This window comes from Bradyrhizobium sp. SZCCT0153 (genome assembly GCF_018129995.1).
In the GTDB taxonomy this organism is placed as follows: Bacteria; Pseudomonadota; Alphaproteobacteria; order Rhizobiales; family Xanthobacteraceae; genus Bradyrhizobium; species Bradyrhizobium japonicum_G.
The window spans coordinates 412,070-431,671 of sequence record NZ_JAFCKS010000001.1 but is presented as its reverse complement, the minus strand read 5'-3'; the positions used below and the strand labels follow the sequence as shown (position 1 = coordinate 431,671).

The 19,602-nt window shown below is 64.6% G+C and carries 16 protein-coding genes, 1 tRNA gene and 1 pseudogene; 10 read left to right on the top strand and 8 right to left on the bottom strand.

Going from position 1 to position 19,602, the window contains the following annotated elements; genetic code table 11:
- Positions 1-15 precede the first annotated feature (15 nt).
- Positions 16-1,578 carry an adenylate/guanylate cyclase domain-containing protein gene (locus JQ572_RS02165; RefSeq protein ID WP_211381334.1) on the bottom strand — a complete coding sequence of 521 codons (1,563 nt, stop codon included), beginning with the start codon at positions 1,576-1,578 and terminating at the stop codon, positions 16-18.
- 192 nt (positions 1,579-1,770) lie between these two features.
- On the opposite strand from JQ572_RS02165, the gene JQ572_RS02160 reads away from it, so the two are divergent.
- A complete protein-coding gene (locus JQ572_RS02160) occupies positions 1,771-2,862 on the top strand; it encodes an enolase C-terminal domain-like protein (RefSeq protein WP_211381333.1) in 1,092 nt (363 codons plus the stop codon).
- A gap of 22 nt (positions 2,863-2,884) precedes the next feature.
- On the opposite strand, the gene JQ572_RS02155 is transcribed toward JQ572_RS02160, so the two are convergent.
- Positions 2,885-3,130, bottom strand: a complete 246-nt coding sequence (locus JQ572_RS02155; RefSeq protein ID WP_211382386.1) for a hypothetical protein — start codon at positions 3,128-3,130, stop codon at positions 2,885-2,887.
- Between the two features lie 11 nt (positions 3,131-3,141).
- A pseudogene (locus JQ572_RS02150) lies at positions 3,142-3,273 on the bottom strand (L-2-amino-thiazoline-4-carboxylic acid hydrolase); the annotation flags it as partial.
- 490 nt (positions 3,274-3,763) lie between these two features.
- Between JQ572_RS02150 and JQ572_RS02145 the strand changes: the two are divergent.
- Positions 3,764-5,062 (top strand): heme-binding protein, encoded by a 1,299-nt coding sequence (locus tag JQ572_RS02145; protein WP_211381332.1) that lies wholly within the window; start codon positions 3,764-3,766, stop codon positions 5,060-5,062.
- Between the two features lie 271 nt (positions 5,063-5,333).
- On the opposite strand, the gene JQ572_RS02140 is transcribed toward JQ572_RS02145, so the two are convergent.
- Positions 5,334-5,408: transfer RNA gene (locus JQ572_RS02140), tRNA-Val, on the bottom strand.
- 72 nt (positions 5,409-5,480) lie between these two features.
- Entirely contained in the window at positions 5,481-5,840 is a 360-nt protein-coding gene (cpdR, locus tag JQ572_RS02135; protein WP_007597092.1) for a cell cycle two-component system response regulator CpdR, read from the bottom strand.
- Between the two features lie 366 nt (positions 5,841-6,206).
- On the opposite strand from cpdR, the gene JQ572_RS02130 reads away from it, so the two are divergent.
- The 3 genes from JQ572_RS02130 to JQ572_RS02120 all read left to right on the top strand — a co-directional run bounded on the left by JQ572_RS02130 (position 6,207) and on the right by JQ572_RS02120 (position 9,386).
- Complete coding sequence (locus JQ572_RS02130; RefSeq protein ID WP_211381331.1) at positions 6,207-7,097, top strand: N-formylglutamate amidohydrolase; 891 nt, start codon at positions 6,207-6,209, stop codon at positions 7,095-7,097.
- Between the two features lie 521 nt (positions 7,098-7,618).
- Positions 7,619-8,401 carry a histidinol-phosphatase gene (hisN, locus tag JQ572_RS02125; protein ID WP_211381330.1) on the top strand — a complete coding sequence of 261 codons (783 nt, stop codon included), beginning with the start codon at positions 7,619-7,621 and terminating at the stop codon, positions 8,399-8,401.
- Positions 8,402-8,420: 19 nt separating this feature from the next.
- Positions 8,421-9,386 (top strand): Bug family tripartite tricarboxylate transporter substrate binding protein, encoded by a 966-nt coding sequence (locus JQ572_RS02120; RefSeq protein WP_211381329.1) that lies wholly within the window; start codon positions 8,421-8,423, stop codon positions 9,384-9,386.
- 69 nt (positions 9,387-9,455) lie between these two features.
- On the opposite strand, the gene JQ572_RS02115 is transcribed toward JQ572_RS02120, so the two are convergent.
- Complete coding sequence (locus JQ572_RS02115; RefSeq protein WP_211381328.1) at positions 9,456-10,346, bottom strand: LysR substrate-binding domain-containing protein; 891 nt, start codon at positions 10,344-10,346, stop codon at positions 9,456-9,458.
- A gap of 89 nt (positions 10,347-10,435) precedes the next feature.
- Between JQ572_RS02115 and JQ572_RS02110 the strand changes: the two genes are divergently transcribed.
- A complete protein-coding gene (locus JQ572_RS02110; protein WP_211381327.1) occupies positions 10,436-11,188 on the top strand; it encodes a sulfite exporter TauE/SafE family protein in 753 nt (250 codons plus the stop codon).
- 5 nt (positions 11,189-11,193) lie between these two features.
- Here the strand turns inward: JQ572_RS02110 and JQ572_RS02105 are convergent, their stop codons facing one another.
- A complete protein-coding gene (locus JQ572_RS02105; RefSeq protein ID WP_211381326.1) occupies positions 11,194-11,826 on the bottom strand; it encodes a LysE family translocator in 633 nt (210 codons plus the stop codon).
- A gap of 237 nt (positions 11,827-12,063) precedes the next feature.
- Here JQ572_RS02105 and JQ572_RS02100 point away from each other — a divergent pair, with 237 nt between their 5' ends.
- Together JQ572_RS02100 and JQ572_RS02095 are read left to right on the top strand one after the other, a co-directional pair.
- Entirely contained in the window at positions 12,064-13,860 is a 1,797-nt protein-coding gene (locus JQ572_RS02100) for an adenylate/guanylate cyclase domain-containing protein (RefSeq protein ID WP_211381325.1), read from the top strand.
- A gap of 173 nt (positions 13,861-14,033) precedes the next feature.
- Positions 14,034-16,799 carry a di-heme-cytochrome C peroxidase gene (locus JQ572_RS02095; protein ID WP_211381324.1) on the top strand — a complete coding sequence of 922 codons (2,766 nt, stop codon included), beginning with the start codon at positions 14,034-14,036 and terminating at the stop codon, positions 16,797-16,799.
- A gap of 59 nt (positions 16,800-16,858) precedes the next feature.
- On the opposite strand, the gene JQ572_RS02090 is transcribed toward JQ572_RS02095, so the two are convergent.
- The gene (locus tag JQ572_RS02090; protein WP_211381323.1) at positions 16,859-17,806 is read right to left on the bottom strand and encodes an alpha/beta fold hydrolase; all 948 of its coding nucleotides are present in this window, start codon (positions 17,804-17,806) and stop codon (positions 16,859-16,861) included.
- Between the two features lie 221 nt (positions 17,807-18,027).
- On the opposite strand from JQ572_RS02090, the gene JQ572_RS02085 reads away from it, so the two are divergent.
- Both JQ572_RS02085 and JQ572_RS02080 read left to right on the top strand, forming a co-directional pair.
- Positions 18,028-18,498, top strand: a complete 471-nt coding sequence (locus JQ572_RS02085) for an Hsp20 family protein (protein ID WP_211381322.1) — start codon at positions 18,028-18,030, stop codon at positions 18,496-18,498.
- A 315-nt stretch (positions 18,499-18,813) separates the two neighbouring features.
- On the top strand, positions 18,814-19,584 hold the full coding sequence (locus tag JQ572_RS02080; RefSeq protein WP_211381321.1) for an alpha/beta fold hydrolase: 771 nt from the start codon (positions 18,814-18,816) through the stop codon (positions 19,582-19,584).
- Positions 19,585-19,602: the final 18 nt, after the last annotated feature.

Sequence of the window (19,602 nt, the reverse complement as noted above, 5' to 3'; positions counted from 1 at the left end):
TAAGAAAGAGTGCCCTCATGCCGGCTTGAGCGAGGCCAGCGCGTTCTCCAGCAGCGAGCGCACCCGCGCCGCGTCGCCGGACTTGACCACTGCGGGATCGAGATAGAGCTCCAGCCCCGGCGCACGCTCGGTGATGATGCCGCTGCTCTCCGCGGCCGCGTCGTTCAGCGCGTCGACCGAATAGGGGATGATTTCGCGGCTGATGCCCTTCATCGTGATCGCAGGCAGTGCGTGGGCTCGGACGATGTCGCTGACCAGCGCAAAGGTCTCGTAGCTCAGCACGATGCCGCCGGGCTCGGCGATCGATTGCAGGCGGGCGGCGAGGTTCGCCTCGGCACCGATGATAGTGTAGTCCATGCGGTCGCTGCTGCCGAAATTGCCGACATTGCAATAGCCGGAATTGATGCCGATGCGGGCCTTGAACGGCAGCTCGATGCCGGACGCACGCCATTTCGCGTTGAGTTCGGTGAGGCGATGCTGCATGCGCCAGGCCATCTGCAGGCAGGCCTGCGCGTCGGCACGGTCGCCCCTGGTCTCGGGGTCGCCGAAGAAGATCAGCATGGCATCGCCGATGAACTTGTCGATGGTGCCGCCATATTCGTGGGCGATCGCCGACATCTCGGTGAAATATTCGTTGAGGAGTTGGGTCAGCAATTCGGGCTGGAGCCGCTCCGCGGTCGCGGTGAAGTTCTGGATGTCCGAGAAGAAGATGGTGAGCTTCTTGCGCTCGGTGTGGATGGTGACGTCCTTCTGGCCGCTGAAGATGCTCTTGTAGACCTGCGGCGGAATGTAGCGCGAGATCTTCATCGACAGCGCGGCGAGAAAATCGTTGGCGGATTCGAGCTCCTTGTTCATGCCCTTGATGCGGCTCGCCTGACGGCGCTGGAGCGAGAGGAACGACAGGCCGCTGCCCGCCGCGATCAGGAGATAGGCCAGCAGGAACTTGAACGAGAAGATGTTGGCGGCGATCGGCTGCGCGATGATCACCTCCTGGATGCCCCTGACGTCCCCGACCTTCCAGTCCTTCTTCGGGCTCTCGGGATGGCTGTTGTGGCAGCTGACGCAGGCGGGGCCCATCGTGACGGGCGCGATCAGGCGGACCTTGTCGTTGAAGAGCGAGGTCTCGGTCTCGACGATCTTCTGCTCGGGATCCTTGCGAAGCGCATCGAGCGCGTCCTTCTCGAACTTGTCGAGCTGGTGCGGGGCGCGGTTCTGGAACGGGAAGTCCGAGACGAAGCGGTAGGTGATGTTCTCCTGCTGCGCGCCGATCACCCGGCCAAGCTCGAGCGACAGAGTCGCCGGGATCGGGATCGCGCCGGGGACGGATTCGTAGTTGTGAACCACTTTGGTGGTGCCGTTCGGGTTGGCGAGCACGCGCCCGACGACGTTGGTCGCGTAATAGCTGCGCACGCTCGTGATGACCGAATTCAGGTCGATCGCCTGCCGGCGCAGCGCGGTCTTGCTGAGCTCGGTCAGGTCCAGCCACACCGCCAGCGGCAAAGCGAGCAGGAGGAAGGCGATCACGGCTCCCGTCAGGATACCGCTCTTGCGCTGTTCTTCGGAGATTTCTTGTTTCACGCTGTGGCTCCGTTGTGTGCGATCTTGTCGCAAACCCCGGGATTTGCGGCAAGGCAGGCCGCGGCACAGAGCCAATAATTGCAGGCCGGCGCAACCCCATTTTATGGTGGTCGCCGCAAGCGACTTTTCGTTTCACCACAGATGTTTAAGATCGGCACGAACCTGCATCCACTCCGCCGGGAGATCCTCCAAATGGCCGAGACCATCCGCATCACTCGCTTCCAGGCGCGCCCCGTGATCGTGCCAATGAACCTGCCGCTCAAAACCTCCACCGGCGCGGTGGCCAAGGCGCCGCTGGTGCTGATCGATTGCGAGACCGACCAGGGCGCCGTGGGGCATGCCTATCTGTTCTCGATCACGCCGTCGGCCCTGAAGCCGCTGACCGCCATGGTCACGGAAATGTCGGAGCTGCTTGCAGGCGACGAACTGCTGCCGTTCGAGATCGAGCGCAAGCTGACCCAGCGCTTCACCCTGCTCGGCCTCGCCGGGCTGCAGCGGCTGGCGCAATCCGGCATCGACATGGCGGCGTGGGACGCGCTCGCCCGCGCCCGCGGCCTGCCGCTGGCGCGGCTGCTCGGCGGCGCCCCGAAACCGGTCAGGGCCTATAATTCGAAGGGGCTCGGGATCATGCCGGCGGGCGCCGCGGTGGACGAAGCCCACAAGCTGCTGGCCGAAGGCTTTCAGGCCGCGAAGATCCGCGTCGGCCGGCCTGATGCACGCGAGGATCTCGCCGTGGTGCGCGCGGTGCGCAAAGCCGTCGGCGACCAGGTCACGCTGATGTGCGACTACAACCAGGCGCTGACGGTGACCGAAGCGATCCGCCGCGGCGAGATGCTCGACGACGAGGGCCTGACCTGGATCGAGGAGCCGATCCGCCACGACGACTACGACGGCTGCGCCCGCATTGCGGATGCGCTGCGCACACCGGTCCAGATCGGCGAGAATTTCGACAGCGCGTTTTCAATGCAATCGGCTCTGGCGGCGGAGGCCTGCGACTACGTGATGCCGGACGTTCAGCGCATCGGCGGCGTCACCGGCTGGCTGCGCGCCGCCGCGCTGGCGCACGCCGCCGGCATCGAGATGTCGACGCATCTGTTCTCGGAGGTCAGCGCGCATTTGCTCTGCGTGACGCCGACCGCGCATTGGCTGGAATATGTCGACTGGGCCGACGCAGTGCTTTCGACGCGGCTGACCATCAAGGACGGTTTTGCGCTGCCGAGCGAGGAGCCGGGGAATGGCATTGCGTGGGACGAGGCGGCGGTGAAAAAGTATCTGGTCGGGTAGGTGCGCTGCCTTGCCCGCCGCGCTACCACGCCTCCGCGCCGGGGATCTTCTTGCGCATCGCCATGCGCTGGATCCAGATGCAGCGGCGGACGGATCTGTTGGAGCGGCCGACGGCGGAGATCCCCTCGCCGGCCTGAAGCAGCGGCGCCACGTTTTCGCGCAGCGTGCGGCAGCGCTGGAGCTCGGCCTGCCAGTCGATCATCGCTGCATCCGCGCGTGACGCAATCAGCGCCAGCATCGCCATGGCAAGACAGCTCGCCCGCATCATTCGCATTCCCTTCACCATGATTCACCCGCATCGCGCCGATAGCGGAAATCGCAATGATCGGCACCTTGCATGATGGCCTGCGTCCGCGTGAGCTTGACGTCGGAACCAAACCCCTCCGCGGTCGCGAAATCGGCGGTGCAGATCGCTTGAATCCTTGCTTGCTCGATGACGGAAACGTTCATGGGCAGCCTCGCTCGTTTCGCGTTGCTGCGACTCTTTCGCCCTGTGAAATGGAACACACTTGCGCCCACCTTAAGGTTGTACAAGGGTATGACATATTCAAGGGCGCAAGGCAGACGCGCCATAGTGCATTTTCGATGATCCCATTCTCGAACACGGAGTTGAAGGAGGCAACGCTTCGCTCGATTCCCGGTGCTCGCCTGTTGCTCGACCTCACGCTTGCCAGAACCGCAAGCTGAAAATCACGATCAATTCACGCCGTTACGTTCAGCATATCACCAAGCCCGGCGACGTCAGGCCGCTCGAATCCCACGGATGAACACGCACGCATGAGCGCGCGTGAACGATCCGTGACGCCCTGCCGAACCGGATCGCCTGACGCGAGAGACCAATCTGCCCGGACGGCCGGCCCGGGGCAATGCCGGCATCGACAATGCAGCATGGAGACCGACCATGGACGAACCGAAGCCGCTCACCAGTGCATTCAACAAGACCGCGAACTTCTCCATCCACCAGGTCGACAACGTGTTCAGGGAAGCCGCACACCCCGCCGCGGCGGCTGCCGCACGGGCAGCGCCTCCGCCGATCACGCTGCCGCCCATCCTCGGCCCGCTGTCGGCCTTCACGGGCACGTTCACGGGACAAGGCTTCAACACGATCTTCCGGCCCGACAGCAAGATCACGCCGACGCCGATGCCGGGGCCGATCAACACGACCGACCCGGACGACAACGTGCTGGAGCTGAATCTCACCGACGAGACGATGTCCTTCTCGAACAACCTCGGCTCGATCCCCAATCGCGGCTCGAACCAGCAGGCAGACGCATTCCTGAACGGCGTGCCGTATCTCCAGACCATCAACGACATCACCACCGGGACGCCCGTCGGCATTCACTTCGAACCCGGCATCTGGCTGGCGGTGCCGGCCACCACGCATCCGCAAGAACCCTTCACGGTCGCGCGCATGGCGTCCATTCCGCACGGCACGACCATCGTCGCGCAAGGCACGGCCCTGCCTCCGGTCGCGGGCAAGCCGACCATCGCGGCGATCGACATCACGCCGTTCGTCGGCGGCAATCCCGGCAACAAGATCCCGTTCCAGAACCAGACCGCGACCAACAAGACGACCCGCAGGCTGCCGCAGGATCTGACCGCGCTGATGGCCTCCGGCAAGCTCACCCAGGCCATGATCACCGATCCGAACACGGTGCTGCGCAACCAGATCGCGCATCAGACCATCACCCAGACAATCATCATCGAGACTTCGACCAAGCCCGGCTCGCCGCTGTCCGGCGGACCATTGCCGGCCGTCGCCTCGGCCGGACCTCATCCCACAGCGCCAAGCTTCGCCGGCGGCACCTCGAACATCGCGTTCCTTCAGGGCTTGCCCGTTCCGCCGCCCGGGGGCAACGGCACGAACGCCAACGCTTTCCAGATGGACGCGGTGTTCTGGATCGAGACGGTCATTTACGACATCGACGTGCCGCACCTGCCGCCGGGAACGCCGCCGCTGATCCTGCAACCCCGCCAGAAGAGCAATGTGCCGCTGGTTCCGAGCTTCGTCGCCGCGATTCCGTTCGTACCCAACAAGGGCTTCAAGGGAGGCCACGTCAGGGTGGCGACGACACAGATCCAGTATTCGCAGAAGGTCATGCTGGATTTCTTCGGCCTGACCTGGCCGCACGTCTCGGTCGCCTCGCTCGTGCCGGCAGCACCAGTGCCGATCCCGGACCATCTGCTGCCGCTGACGTGAGACGGGGACGAAGAATCATCGCAAACAGTCCGCCCGCATCTCGTCGGAAGGTGCGGGCAGCGTGAGCATCTTGCGGAGGAAAATTCGGACGCAACTCGCAGCGCCAAGCGGATACAGGCCCGCCTGCGCCCGTTGGGCTTCAAGCGCGGCATCCTTCTCTCGCTTGGCGAGCGAAGCGCATGGCCTGCCTAGCCGTAGCTCGCGGATACAGGCCCGCCTGCGCCCGTTGGGCTTCGGCGCGGCATCCTTCTCTCGCTTCGCGAGCGAAGGATGGTGGGCACGACAGGGATCGAACCTGTGACCCCTACCATGTCAAGGTAGTGCTCTCCCGCTGAGCTACGTGCCCTAGAGGTCATTTCATCGGTGGGGTCCCTATAACGGCTCAGGGGACCCGGCGCAAGGACGGAACGGGGCCGATTTAGGCCGCCAGCATCTTGTTCACTTCGCTGACCAATTCGCGCAAATGCACGGGCTTGGACAGCACCTTGGCGTTCTTGGGGGCGTCCGAATCCGAGTTCAGGGCGACCGCGGCGAAGCCGGTGATGAACATGATCTTGATGTCGGGATCGAGTTCCGAGGCCCGGCGGGCGAGCTCGATGCCGTCCATCTCCGGCATCACGATGTCGGTCAGCAGCATCTCGAACGGCTCTTCCCGCAGGCGCTGGTAGGCGGCCATGCCGTTGTCGTGGGACGAGACCTGAAAACCGGCGTTTTCCAGCGCCTTGACCAGGAAACGGCGCATGTCGTTGTCGTCTTCGGCGAGCAGGATTTTTGGCATGGCGGAAACGTCGAATCCCCAGAGGATATCAGCAGAGGTCACTAAGCCCGACGGAGGGTAAATTTGGGGTGAAAATCTTTACCCTCGGCCGGCAGCACTGCCGATCCCTTCTGAACCCGAATGCGGCACGAAGCAATCGAGCCGCGCGGGCGCATCCCCGCCTCCCTGCCCGCACGGTTAAGACATGTTCCAGCGCAGATCACATCTTTTCGCTTGGCAGACTGGTTGCGATTCCGGACAATGACGACACATAAGAGCCGCTCGACCGGCCGAATCATTCGATCCGAGCCCATGCCGGATCGTGCGGCGCCGGATCTTGTGGCGTAATGGGACGAAGCCTGAGAATAAGGGACGAAGCCTTAGAAGATGACCCGGTTTGACGGCGAGACGTCGCCAGCCTTCGAGATCGTGGAGCCCGCGCAATGGCGCGCGCCGGTCATCTTCAACTCGCCCCATTCCGGCTCGACCTATCCGGACGAATTCCTCAGCGCCTCCAGGATCGACCTGCCGACGCTGCGGCGGTCCGAAGATTCCTTCATGGACGAGCTGATCGGCCATTTGAGCGAGCGCGGCTTCCCGACCGTGCGGGTCAACTTTCCGCGCTCCTATGTCGACGTCAACCGCGAGCCCTATGAGCTCGATCCGCGCATGTTCACCGGGCGCCTGCCGAGCTTTGCCAATACCCGCTCGATGCGGGTCGCCGGCGGCCTCGGCACCATCCCGCGCGTGGTCGGCGACGGCCAGGAGATCTATCGCGACCGCATCCTGGTCGACGACGCGCTGGCGCGCATCGAGACGCTCTACAAGCCCTATCACCGCGCGCTGCGCCGGCTGATCAACAGGGTGCACCAGATGTTCGGCACCGTGGTGCTGGTCGACTGCCACTCGATGCCCTCGGTCGGCGTCAGCAGGGACGAGCCGCGGCGGCCCGACGTCGTGATCGGCGACCGCTACGGCACGAGCTGCACGCCGCTTCTGCCTGACAGGGTCGAGGAGACCATGACCGGGCTCGGCTATTCGATCGGCCGCAACAAGCCCTACGCCGGCGGCTTCATCACCGAGCATTACGGCAACCCCGCGAGCGGGCTGCACGCCGTGCAGCTCGAGCTCAACCGCGCGATCTACATGGACGAACGGCGGCGGGAGCGCGGTCCGCGCTTTGCGCAAGTCGCAAGCGACTTCGGCGTGCTTGCCGACGTGCTGGCGACCACGATCCCGTTCGGCGATCTCGGCCCGTTCCAGGCCGCGGCGGAATAGGCGGACATTTTTCTTCGGACGATCTGTCGGAAGCGATTGGCGCGAGCACGCTTTCGCTTCGCATCCGAGCGCACGTGAAAACGAAAACACGGGACAAGAAAAAAGGGCCGCTTCTGATGAAGAAGCGGCCCAAGTCTAGGGAGGAAACGCCCAAGGAGGGCAGCGGTAACGCAGAGCGCTACCGCACCGCAACAATATGCGGCCGCGCCGCACAAAGTGCAAGGGCTTTTGAGCCGTTTCCCATGCAAAACGGACATAGCTCAGTTGCTTATAGAGAAACCCAGATTCAGTTTCTTTGATAAGGAAATTCAATGGGTTGATAGTCATTTGCATACGAACAAGGCATACTCGGAACTAAGCATTCAACTCAATGATCGATATTTGGCCAGCATATGGCTCGGAGAAGGCAGGATCTCGGCATCCAAAATACCAGGGTGCAAACCAAGACAGCGCTGCACGCGCGGGGCGAATTGAGCTACGGAGATGAAAACTTCACCCGACTTTCGCTTTGAGGATACGCCGTGACGGTGATCGACTTCTCCGCCTTCATCGGACGGCTCGCCACCGCCTCCGGCGAAACCATCCTGCCGTTCTTCCGCACCTCGCTGTCGATCGACGACAAGAGCAAGACCAAGGATTTCGACCCCGTGACGGAGGCCGACCGCGCCGCGGAGGCGGTGATGCGGCGGCTGATCAAGGCCAGCTTCCCCCAGCACGGCATCGTCGGCGAGGAATTCGGCAACGAGCGCGAGGATGCCGACTATGTCTGGGTGCTCGACCCCATCGACGGCACGAAATCCTTCATCGGCGGGTTTCCGATCTGGGGCACGCTGATCGCGTTGCTGCACAAGGGCACGCCGGTGTTCGGCATGATGCACCAGCCCTTCATCGGCGAACGCTTCTACGGCGACAACGGCTCGGCCAACTACAAAGGCCCCTCCGGCGAGCGCCGGCTCCAGGTCCGCCGCTGCGCATCGCTCAGCGAGGCGACGACCTACACGACCAGCCCGCTGCTGATGAACGAGCGCGACCGCGCCATCTTCGGCCGCATCGAGAAAGGCGCGCGGCTGTCGCGCTATGGCGGCGATTGCTACTCCTACTGCATGCTGGCCGCCGGTCACGTCGATCTCGTTGTCGAGACCGAGCTGAAGCCCTACGACATCGCAGCCCTGATCCCGATCGTGACCGGTGCCGGCGGCGTCGTCACCACCTGGGAAGGCAAGCCGGCCCAGGGCGGCGGCCGCATCATCGCGGCCGGCGACGCCAGGGTTCACGAAGAAGCACTGAAGCTGCTCAACGGATAGGCGACAAAGGGAAACCGGTATGAAGAACTGGCGTAAGCTCTTACTCGCAAGCCTGCTTCTATTTCCCACCCTCGTCTCCGCCCAGAATTTCCCGGCCAAGCCGATCAAGCTGATCGTGCCGTTCCCGGCCGGCGGCCCCAACGACATCATCGCGCGGGTGATCGGCCAGCGCATGTCGGAACTTTCAGGACAGCCGGTGCTGATCGACAATCGCGGCGGCCAGGGCGGCGTGCTCGGCACCGATGCGGTCTCGAAAGCCGCGCCCGACGGCTACACCATCGCGATCTCCAGCGCCGGTGCGCTCGCCATCAGCCCGAGCATGGAGAGGGTCGCCTACGACACGCTGAATGACCTCACGCCGGTGACGCTGGTTGCGACCGTGCCGGAAATGCTCGTCGTCGCCACCAACGTGCCCGCGAAAGACATCGGCGAATTGATCGCGCTTGCCAAGGCGCAGCCCGGAAAGCTCAACTTCGCTTCCTCGGGCCCCGGCAGCCTGCCGCATCTGGCCGGTGAATTGTTCAAGCTGACGGCCAAGATCGACATCGTTCACGTGCCCTATCGCGGCGCTGCTCCCGCCGTGAACGATCTGCTGGGACAGCAGGTGCAGATGACGTTCCTCGATCTTCCGGTGCTGCTGCCGCAGATCAAGGCGGGCGCCCTGCGCCCGATCGCGGTCGGCTCTGCCGAGCGCTCGCCGACCGCGCCCGAGGTGCCCACTACCGCGGAAGCGGGCTTTGCGGACCTTCGCATCGAGAACTGGTACGGCATGGTCGCGCCGAAGGGCACGCCCAAAGAGATCGTCACCGCGCTGCATGGCCTGGCGACGAAAGCGATGGCGGATCCGGCGGTGAAGGAAAAGCTCGCCGCGCAAGGCGCGACGCTGGTCGGCGACGAGCCGGAGCATTTTCAAAGCTTCATCGCGGACGAGACGAAGAAATGGGCGAAGGTGATCAAGGACGCCGGGGTCGAGACGGCGAAGTAGCTGGTTCTAAACCTCTCCCGCCTGCGGGAGAGGGAGCGGACAGCCCATGTGTAAGCACATCGCGCCCCCTCACACCGCCTCCGCCCGCAAATGCTCCACCAGCATCTTCGCCGGCCGCGGCAGCGCCTTGAAGCTCCGCGCGCAGATCACGAGCCTGCGGTTGGCCCAGCCATCGCGCAGGCGGACCATGGCGAGCGGCATCAGCTTGGCGCAGCGGCGGGCGGCGGCTTCGGGCACCAGGGCTACGCCGACATCGGCAGAGACCAGTTGGCAGATCGCGTCGAAGTCGCGCAGCCGCGCACGGAAATGCGGCCGCATGCCGAGACGGGCGGCATGCTTGGAAATATGCACCTGAAGCGCGGTGGCGCTGGTCAGCCCGACGAACTCGCAGGCGCCTGCCTCCTGGAAATCGATCTGGCGGCGGCCGGCGAACGGACCGCGCCTGGATGTCACCAGCGTCAGGCGATCCTCGCTGAAGACGAAGCGCTCGATATGGTCGGGCAGCGCATGCTCGGCGGCGAAGCCGAGATCGGCGGCGCCCGCGGTAATCGCGGCCGCGATGTCGGTGCTCTCGCGCTCCTCGATGTCGATGGCGACGTCGCGATGCTCGCGCAGGAAGCCGGCCAGCGCTTTCGGCAGATGCTCCGACAGGCCCGAGGTGTTGGCGAGGAAATGCACGCTGGCGCGTACGCCACTGGAAAATCCGGCGAGATCGCCGCGCATGGCGTCGATCTGGTGGATGACGAGGCGGGCGTGATCGAGCAGGCTCTCGCCGGCCGCGGTCAACTCCACGCCGCGACGCCCGCGCTTGAGCAGCGCAACGCCGAGCGCGTCCTCGAGGCCCTTGATGCGCGCGCTGGCCGAGGCCAGCGCCAGATGCGACCGCTCGGCGCCGCGGGTGATGCTGCGCTGGTCGGCGACCGCGATGAACAGCTGGAGATCGATGAGGTCGAAGCGCATGGCAGGTCTCCTCTGCCTTCGTTCTTGACGAAGGCTCTCTCCGTAACCTCCAGATTGTGCCGGCGCGCGCCTTCGGTCAATGTGCGGACATGATCGACCCGCTTCTCATACTCATCGCCGCCGTCTTCCTGATCGCCGGATTCGTCAAGGGCGTGGTCGGGCTCGGCCTGCCGACGGTGTCCATGGGCCTGCTCGCGGTGAGCATGGCGCCCAGCCGCGCGATTGCCATCGTCATCGTGCCCGCCATCGTCACCAACGTCTGGCAGACCTTCGTCGGCCCGTATTTGCGGGACATCCTGAGGCGGCTGTGGCCGCTGATGATCGGGACCGTGGTCGGATGCTGGCTCAATGCCGGCGCGCTGACCGGCCCGCATGCGCGCTACGGCACGATCGTGCTCGGCGCCCTGCTCGTCATCTACGCCGTGATCGGCCTGAACAAATTCCAGTTCCGCGTCGCGCCGCAAAACGAGAAATGGGTCGGCGGCGTGGTCGGTGTGATCACCGGCGTGATCTCGGCCTCGACCGGCGTGCAAGTGATCCCCTCGATGCCGTTCATGCAGGCGATCGGCATGGAGAAGGACGAGCTGGTGCAGGCGCTCGGCGTGTTCTTCACGACGGCGACCCTGGCGCTCGCCTTCAGCCTCACCGCCGGCGGATTGCTGACGCCCGCCAACGCGGTGCCGGGCGCGGTGGGCATGGCCTGCGCCTTTGCCGGCATGTTCATCGGCCAGTCGGTGCGGGCGCGGATGCCGGCGGAAGCGTTTCGCCGCTGGTTCCTGATCGCGATGATTTTGCTGGGCCTCTATCTCGCCGGCAGCGCGCTGGCGAAGGAATTCGCCTGAGAAGGCTACCGCGCCTCCAGCATGGCGACGCGGATGCCGAGATAGACGAAGAGGCCGCCAAGCGCGCGGTTGACCCAGGCGATCGCGCCTTCGGAGCTCCGCAAGCGGTGCGCGGCCTTGGCCGCGAACGCGGCCAGCACCAGGCACCACAGCGTGCCCGTGCAGATGAAGATCAGGCCGAGCGTAAGGAAGGCGAGCGGCTTGTGCGGTGAATCGGCTGCGACGAATTGCGGCAGGAAGGCCAGGAAGAACAGCGCGACCTTGGGATTGAGCGCGTTGGTGAATACGCCCTGGAGGAAGACCTGCCGCAGTGAGCTCCGCCCGGGCTGCTCGATGGCCGTCGCCAGCGCCGGCCGCGACCACAGCATCTGAAGTCCCGTCACGACGAGATAGGCCGCGCCGGCGAGCTTCAGGATCGAGAACGCGGTCGACGAAGCCATCAGCAGGGCCGAAAGACCGATCGCGGCGCCCGCGACGTGGAAAAAGCAGCCGCAGCTGATGCCGAGTGCAGCGGCGGCGCCGCCTCGCCACCCCATCTGCATGCTGCGGCCGATCACGTAGACCGTATCCGGCCCCGGCGTGATGTTGAGCAGCACGCCCGACAGGACGAAGAGCCAGATTTCGTGAATGCCCAGCATGTACGAGATGCCTCCGTGGCCGAACCGTCGTCCTCGGGGCCGGCTTAATCGGTTCGCCGGCGGCCGTCCACCGCCGGGATTGCGGAGAATTTACCTCGAATTTGCAATGCGGATCATACTTTCTCTCGGGCTCATCTGCTCTATAAAGGCAGGGTGCTTGAAATGCGGGATTCGAGGCGACTGCCACGCCGTGGCCGGTCCCAGGTCCCTTACCAAGTCGCCTTGGAGCCCCGGAAGATGGAAAGACGTCTGGCCGCCATTGTCTGCGCCGATGTCGCCGGCTATTCGCGCATGATGGGCAGCGACGAGGCCGGCACCCATGCCGCCTTCAAGGCCCATCGCAGCGCGATCCACCCCATCATCCTCAATCACGGCGGCCGCGTCGTCAAAAACACCGGCGACGGCTTCCTGCTGGAGTTCCCGAGCATCGTCGGCGCCACCGAGGCGGCGATCGCGATGCAGATGCTGATGGCGGAGCGCAACCACCATCTGCCCAGCGAGCGCGCCATGCAGTTCCGGCTCGGCATCCACATGGGCGACGTCATCGCCGATGAGGACGAGGTGTTCGGTGACGATGTCAACATTGCCGTCCGCCTCGAATCGGTCGCGAGCCCCGGCGGCTTCGCGATTTCGGCCAAGGCCTACGAGGAAGCGAGCAAGCATCTCAACGTGCCGCTGGTCGATGCCGGCAACCACCGCTTCAAGAACATCAGAGATCCGATCGGCGTCTGGACCTGGACGCACGAGGGCGCACCGGCGCTTGCGCCCGAGCTGAAGGAGGCATCCAATCTCGCGCAGCAGTACCGGACCGCGATCGTCGGCGTGCTGCCCTTCGCCAATCTCAGCGACGCCCAGGACGAATATTTCTCCGACGGCCTCACCGAGGATCTGATCCACGCGCTGGCGCTGCAATCCTTCTATCGCGTGCTGAGCCGCAACTCGACCTTCGCCTTCAAAGGCAAGAACACCAGCACCCGGCTGATCGCGCGCGAGATCGACGCCACCTATCTGATCCAGGGGTCAGTGCGGCGCGCCGGAGCAAAAATCCGCGTCACCGCCGAGCTGATCGCGCCGGAGACCGGCGAGCAGCTCTGGACCGGCCGTTACGACCGCGACATCGGCGACTTCTTCGCGATGCAGGACGAGATCACCACCAACCTGTGCGCCGCGATCGCCACCGAGATCGTCCGGGCCGAGGCCTCGGCGCCGGCGCGGCTCTCGACCGACGTCACCGCGTGGGACCGCTTCCTCAAGGGACTGTCGCACTACTATCGGCAGACCAAGGAAGATTTGGCGACCGCCGTCGACCTGTTCCGGGAAGCCATCAGGCTCGATCCAAAGCTGTCGATCGCGCACGCCTATCTCGCCACGATCCAGATCCAGAGCATCCAGTTCGGCTGGGTCAAGGGCACGCGCGAGATGTGGGCCGAGGCGATGAACCTCGCCGAGACCAGCGTCCGGCTCGACCCGCGCTCGTCCTTTGCGTTCTCGATCCTGTCCTGGTCCCACGCGCTGGAAGGGCACTACGAGGCCGCGATGGATGCGGCCAAGCGCGCGGTCGCGCTCAACCCCTACGACAATGGCGCGCGCGGCGTGCTGGGCATCTGCCATTTCGTCATCGGCGAGCACCGCGAGGCGATCGAGCTGTTCTCGATGGCCGCGCAGCGCGACAACAGCGATCCGCGCTACCAATGGGCCGCGCTGAACGCCTTCAGCCACTACCTGCTGGGGCAATACGACGCGACGCTGTCGTGGGCGCGCGAACAGCTCTACGTCAACCCGAACCATTTGCAGGCGCTGGCGATCCGCGCTGCGGCGCTAGCGCAAATGGGGCGGGACAGCGAAGCCTTCGAGGCAACCCGCGTGCTCATGGGCAACTACCCGACCCTGAATGTCGATCGTCACTTGCGCAATTTCCACTGGAAGCGTTCCGAGGACCTTGCCCAGTACCGCGAGGGACTTCTGAAAGCGGGCGTGCCGCTCAGCAAGCTGACCCTGGTCCAGAGCGACCTCAAGCGCGCCGCCGAGTCCTGAGGGCAAGCCGCGGCCAAGCGGCAATTTCCCATCCGGCTTTATTGACACGACAGTGAATTCGGCCACACTTCGCCACACGCGGAAGTAGTATATGTGCTGCCGGTTTGTTAGGACTTTCCGCGCTTGATCGGCGCGTCCGTTTTTGACGATTCGCCGTTTTCAGGATTTGGGCCATGCACGATTCCGCTTCGAAGCCCCCCTTCGACCCCCCGATCCAGGTCTCGCCGAACAATCCCTGTCCATTCCTGCGTGGCCTCGTCGGCGAAGGCTTCGTCGACGGCGGGACTGTCCCGCTCGGCACGTTGGCGCAGACAATCGCGGATGCGAGCGGCGAGACCGGGCCGATGAAGGCATTCGCACGCTTCCAGGTCTACGGCGTGGCGCTCATCGCCAACGGTCTAGGTCACATCCTGAAGAGTCTGTTTTCGGGCGCGCAGCTCGACGCGCTGCGCGGCGGCCCGCTCGACAAACGCGGTGCCGGCTCGCGCATCCTCGGTGTCGACGGCAAGGTCGATGAGGACGAGATCGCGCGGTTTGCAAGCTTCGGCCGGAATTACCCGGATCCGAACGGCGGCGGCTCCGAACTCGGTCTCAACGCATCGGAAATCGCCGTCTTCATGCGCGACAACCTCAAGCGCGCCGGCAGCGCGGTGCGCTGGTACTATCCCCTGCTGATGAAATTCGAATGGCCGATCCTGCTGAAGATCATCGGCAAGGGCGAGGGTGAGGACCGCTATCTCAGCGTCGCCGACGTGCGCACTCTGTTCAACGAACGCAAATTCCCCGGGCGCATCGACCAGCGGCTGCTGTCGCAGCCGGTGCCGTCGGCCTGCCAGCGCACCGTGCGCGGCGCCCTCAAGCTTGCGGCACTGCTGATCGCCATCGGTCTCGTCATCCTGGTTGCGGTCGCCGAATTCCCCAACCAGGTCCGCGCCATGCTGCCGCAGAAGGGCATCCTCGTGAATCTTCTGCCGCCGCCCTTGCCCGCGGTCCCGGAGACGAATGCAGCCTACTGGCTCGAGCAGAACTGGTCGCTGAAGGACCGGCACTGGTTCCATCATGCCAGCCAGGGAACCGCGACCTTCCCGGTGCCCTATGACTGGTTCATGGCACTGGAGCAGCCGCGCCTTCGCCTGTTCTCGCAACCGGGCATGATGAGGGACAGCGCCTATCTGGAGAGCTTCGGCTTCATTCCGAGCCCGCAATCGATCCAGACCGACGCGACAACGCTGCGCCGCTTCGGTTACGCCAATGTCTACGAGACGACGCAGGTGCCGGACTGGTCGACCCGGTGGACGCCTGCGGAGAACGTCGACGGCCTGCCGGTCGGCTTTGCACGGATGACCGGTGTCGTCGATCCTGCGACGGGCCGTCGCGAGCAGGACAAGATCGGGCTGACCTGCGCGGCCTGCCATACCGGCCAGATCCACTACAAGGGCGTGGACGTGCGCTTCGACGGCGGCCCGGCCATGACCGATCTGAAGAAGCTCGAGATCTCGACCGGCCTGTCGATCGCCTACACGCTCTATGTCCCGTTCCGCTTCCAGCGCTTTGCCGATCGCGTGCTCGGCCCCGAAGCCAGCAAGACGGACCGCGACGCACTCAAGCAGAAGCTTGGCGCGATCGGCAGCTTCCTGATCGACTGGGTGAAAACCCAGGAAAAGACGATTGAAGGCAAGAAGACCTGGGACGGCAAGCAGCAGAAGGATACCGAGGAAGGGTTCGGCCGCCTCGATGCCCTCAACCGCATCGGCAACCAGGTGTTCTCGCAGGATCTGGCGCTGAGCGGGATCAAGGGATTCGAGAAGAACCTGCATGCCCAGGACGCACCGGTCAGCTACCCCCCGATCTGGACCGTGCCGTGGTTCAAGTTCGCCCAGTACGACGCCTCGATCGAGCAGCCGCTGATCCGCAATGCCGGCGAAGCCCTCGGCGTCACCGCGCTGCTCAACCTGTCGGACGCCTATCCGGAGGACAGGCTCTGGCGGTCCTCGGTCAACATCAGGACACTCGGCTGGATCGAGGACCTGCTGAGAGGCCCCGATCCGTTCAAGCCGGCCGATCCGTCCACAGGTCCGAAGTTCGGCGGCCTGCTGGCGCCGAAATGGCCGTCGCAGATCCTCGACGACAAATGGAAGCTCGATCAGAAGAAGGTCGACAACGGCCGCAAGATCTACGCCGAGATGTGTTCCGGATGCCATCTGCCGGCCGTCGACACCCCGGCTTTCTGGTCCTCCGGACATTGGGAGTCGAACGGCGACGGCAAGGTCCTGAACGCGGTGACGATTCCCCTCGACGAGATCAAGACGGATCCCGAACAGTCGCTCGTGCTCAGCAACAGGATCGTCGATATGCCCGGCTTCCTGAAGGTGAATACGGCCGACCTCAAGACCTGGTGGCAATGCGACATCCCGACGGCGAGTTCGCCGACCGAGATGGTGTATGCGCTCGGTCTCATGACAGTGGTGGACCTCGTTGCCCGCAAGTGGATGGACGACGAGAAGACTCCGGAAGCCGAGCGGGCGAAATTGTGGAATCTCGCGCGCAAGAACTGCCTCAATCCGGCGCCCGGGCCGCGCTATCGCGCCCGGCCGCTGAACGGCGTCTGGGCCACCGCGCCTTATCTGCACAACGGTTCGGTGCCGTCGCTCTACTGGCTGCTGAAGCCTGCAAGCGAGCGCCCGACGAAGTTCTGCATGGGCCACCGCGACTATGATCCCGTGACCGTCGGCTTTGCGGTCACCGCAGGCGAGCAATGCAAGACGGGTGAAACGGAGTTCTCCGCGGGGTCGGAGAAGGATCCGGTCCAGGGCAACAGCGTGCTCGGTCATTCCTTCGAGCGCAAGCCGGGCGAGGACAAACGTCCCGGCGTGATCGGCCGCATGTTCAAGGATGATGCCGAGCGCTACGATCTGATCGAGTATCTGAAGACGCTGTGAGCTGCCGCCACACCTCTCCCCGTCAAAACGGGGCGAGGGAGCTCACCTTCGCCGCCGCCTCACTTGAACAGCGGCGTGCCCGGCACGAAGGCGTCGAAGGCGGCCCAGAATTGCGAGCGGTAGCGATCCTGCTCCTGCAGGATCTCGTGCTTGGCGCCGGCGATCACGAGATGGGAGCCGGCCCGCAAATGATACGCGAACTCCTCGATCGCGGCGGTCGAGACCACGGTGTCGCTGGAGGCCGCCAGCATCAGAATCGGCTGGCGGATCTCCGAGGGGTAGTTCTTGCCCTTGAAGGTGTGCATGGCACGGAAGGCGGTATCGGCCCAGGCGACCGTCGGTGACGCCAGCCCGAGCGTCGGATCCTCCTCCAGGATCGCGGCATTGCGCGCATAGCGCACGGGATCGCTGGTGAGGGGATTGTTGATGAAGGGATCGAGCCCGGTGATGCGGTCGCTGCCGCCGGGGACATAACGGCCGCCCTGCCCCAGCAGGCGCATCGTCTTCAGCAGCGCCCGCGCCGGAAACGACGTGGTGCGGCCGGGCAGGTCGATCATCGGCGCCGACAGCACCATGCGGTCGAACCAGCGCTTGCCGGCATGCGCCACCCGCAGCATCACCGTGCCGCCCATGGAATGGGCGAGCGCGAAGAAGGGCGGCGGACAATCCGGCAGCACCACCTGCTGCACGAAGGTCTCGACGTCGATTTCGAAATCGGCGAAGTCACGCACATAGCCCTTGCGCGGATCGCGCAGGCGGCGCGAGGAGTGGCCCTGCCCGCGCCAGTCGATCATCGCCACCGCAAAGCCGCGGTCGCGCAGATCGCGCACGGTCTCGAAATATTTCTCGATCTGCTCGCTGCGTCCGGTGAAGACACAGACCGTGCCCTTGCGGTTCGCGGGCGGTGCCCAGCGCGCAAAGCGCAGCTCGACGCCATCGGGAGTCTTGATGGTGCCGCTGACGACGTCTTCGGGAACTGGATTGGACGGAATCGAGACCAGCGTCATGATTGGAAGGGCTTGGGCGCCAAGTGCTGCAGATCAAGGGGCGGGAGCGCCGAAAAGGCGCTGCTTGCCGCCCTCTTGAACGCCGTTCCCCTGAACCCATATCACCATGGTGCAGGCCGCTACCAGTGTTTCGGAACCGGAACATCAGGCTGCACACAGACTAAAGCCCGGCCCGATTGGCGGGCGGGTTACTCAACAGTCGCTCAATGGAGGACTTGACCATGCGTACCTACGATCTGACCCCGTTCTATCGTTCCACCGTCGGCTTCGACCGCCTCTTCAACCTGCTCGACCAGGCCGGTTCGGACGGCAGCCCCGGTTATCCCCCCTACAACATCGAGCGCACCGGCGAGAACACCTACCGCATCACCGTTGCGGTCTCGGGCTTCGCCAAGGACGAGCTCTCCCTCGTCGCGAAGGAAAACACGCTGACGATCAAAGGCGAGAAGGTCGCCAACGAGAACAGCAAGGCCGAAGTGCTCTACCGCGGCATCGCCGCGCGTGCCTTCGAACGCGCCTTCCAGCTCGCCGACTTCGTGCAGGTGAAGGACGCCTCGCTCGAGAACGGCCTGCTTCACGTCGACCTCGTTCGCGAGATTCCCGAGGCCAAGAAGCCGCGCCAGATCGCGATCAACGTCGGCGCGCCCAAGGCGCAGGTGATCGAGAACTCGGCCACGCAAGCCGCGGCCTAAAATCACGCGCGCCACTTCCGAGTTGCGAAAACGCCCCGGTGCCCCGGGGCGTTTTTTTTGCTTGGCTCTTCTCGTCCCGGCGAAGCCAAGAAATCCTGCCGCGAGATCGATCAATCGTGCGCGGAAGGAATACCGAACGACGGATCTGCCATACCTTCCCAGAGATGATGGTCTTTGCCGTCGCCAGGACGTCACCGATTGCTGAACTGCCGTACTGGACCGTTGGGCCGCATCACAGAGCGGTGAAATGGCGTAACACCAACGCCCGCGCCTCGTCCTTTGGATATCGCACCCAAAACAAGACGGAGAACGATCATGACTTTCTGGCGCAGCTTTTTCGTCGCCGCGAGCCTTTTGGCGGCCCCCCTCAGCCTTGCTCACGCGCAGACCCCGCAGACGGTGAAGGCCAGGAACGTCGTGCTGGTGCACGGCGCCTGGGCCGACGGCTCGAGCTGGTCGGAGGTGATCCCGATCCTCCAGGCCGCAGGCCTGCACGTGACTGCCGTGCAAAATCCGCTGTCGTCGCTGGCGGACTCCGTTGACGCAACCAAGCGCGCGCTCGCCGAGCAGGACGGACCGACCGTGCTGGTCGCGCATTCCTGGGGCGGCACGGTGATCAGCCAGGTCGGCACCGATCCGAAGGTCACCGGCCTCGTTTATGTCGCCGCCCGCGCGCCCGATGCCAACGAGGATTTCGTCGCGCTGTCGAAGCAATTCCCGACCGGCCCGGTGCGCGCCGGCATCGTCGAGCACGACGGCTACACCAAGCTGTCGGAAGACGCCTTCCTGAAATACTTCGCCAATGGCGTGAAGCCGGAGCAGGCCAAGGAGCTCTACGCGGTGCAATGGCCGACGGCCGCCTCGATCTTCGCCGGTCGCACCACCGAGGCGGCATGGCATTCGAAGCCGAGCTGGTACGCGGTGTCGAAGAACGACGACACCATCAATCCCGATTTCGAACGCTTCCTCGCCAAGCGCATGAACGCAACCACGATCGAGCTCGATGCCGGCCACCTCTCGCTGGTGTCGCATCCGAAGGAGGTCGCGAATCTGATCCTGGAAGCCGCGGGGTATGGCCGGAGCTGAGACACCGTCGCTGTGTCG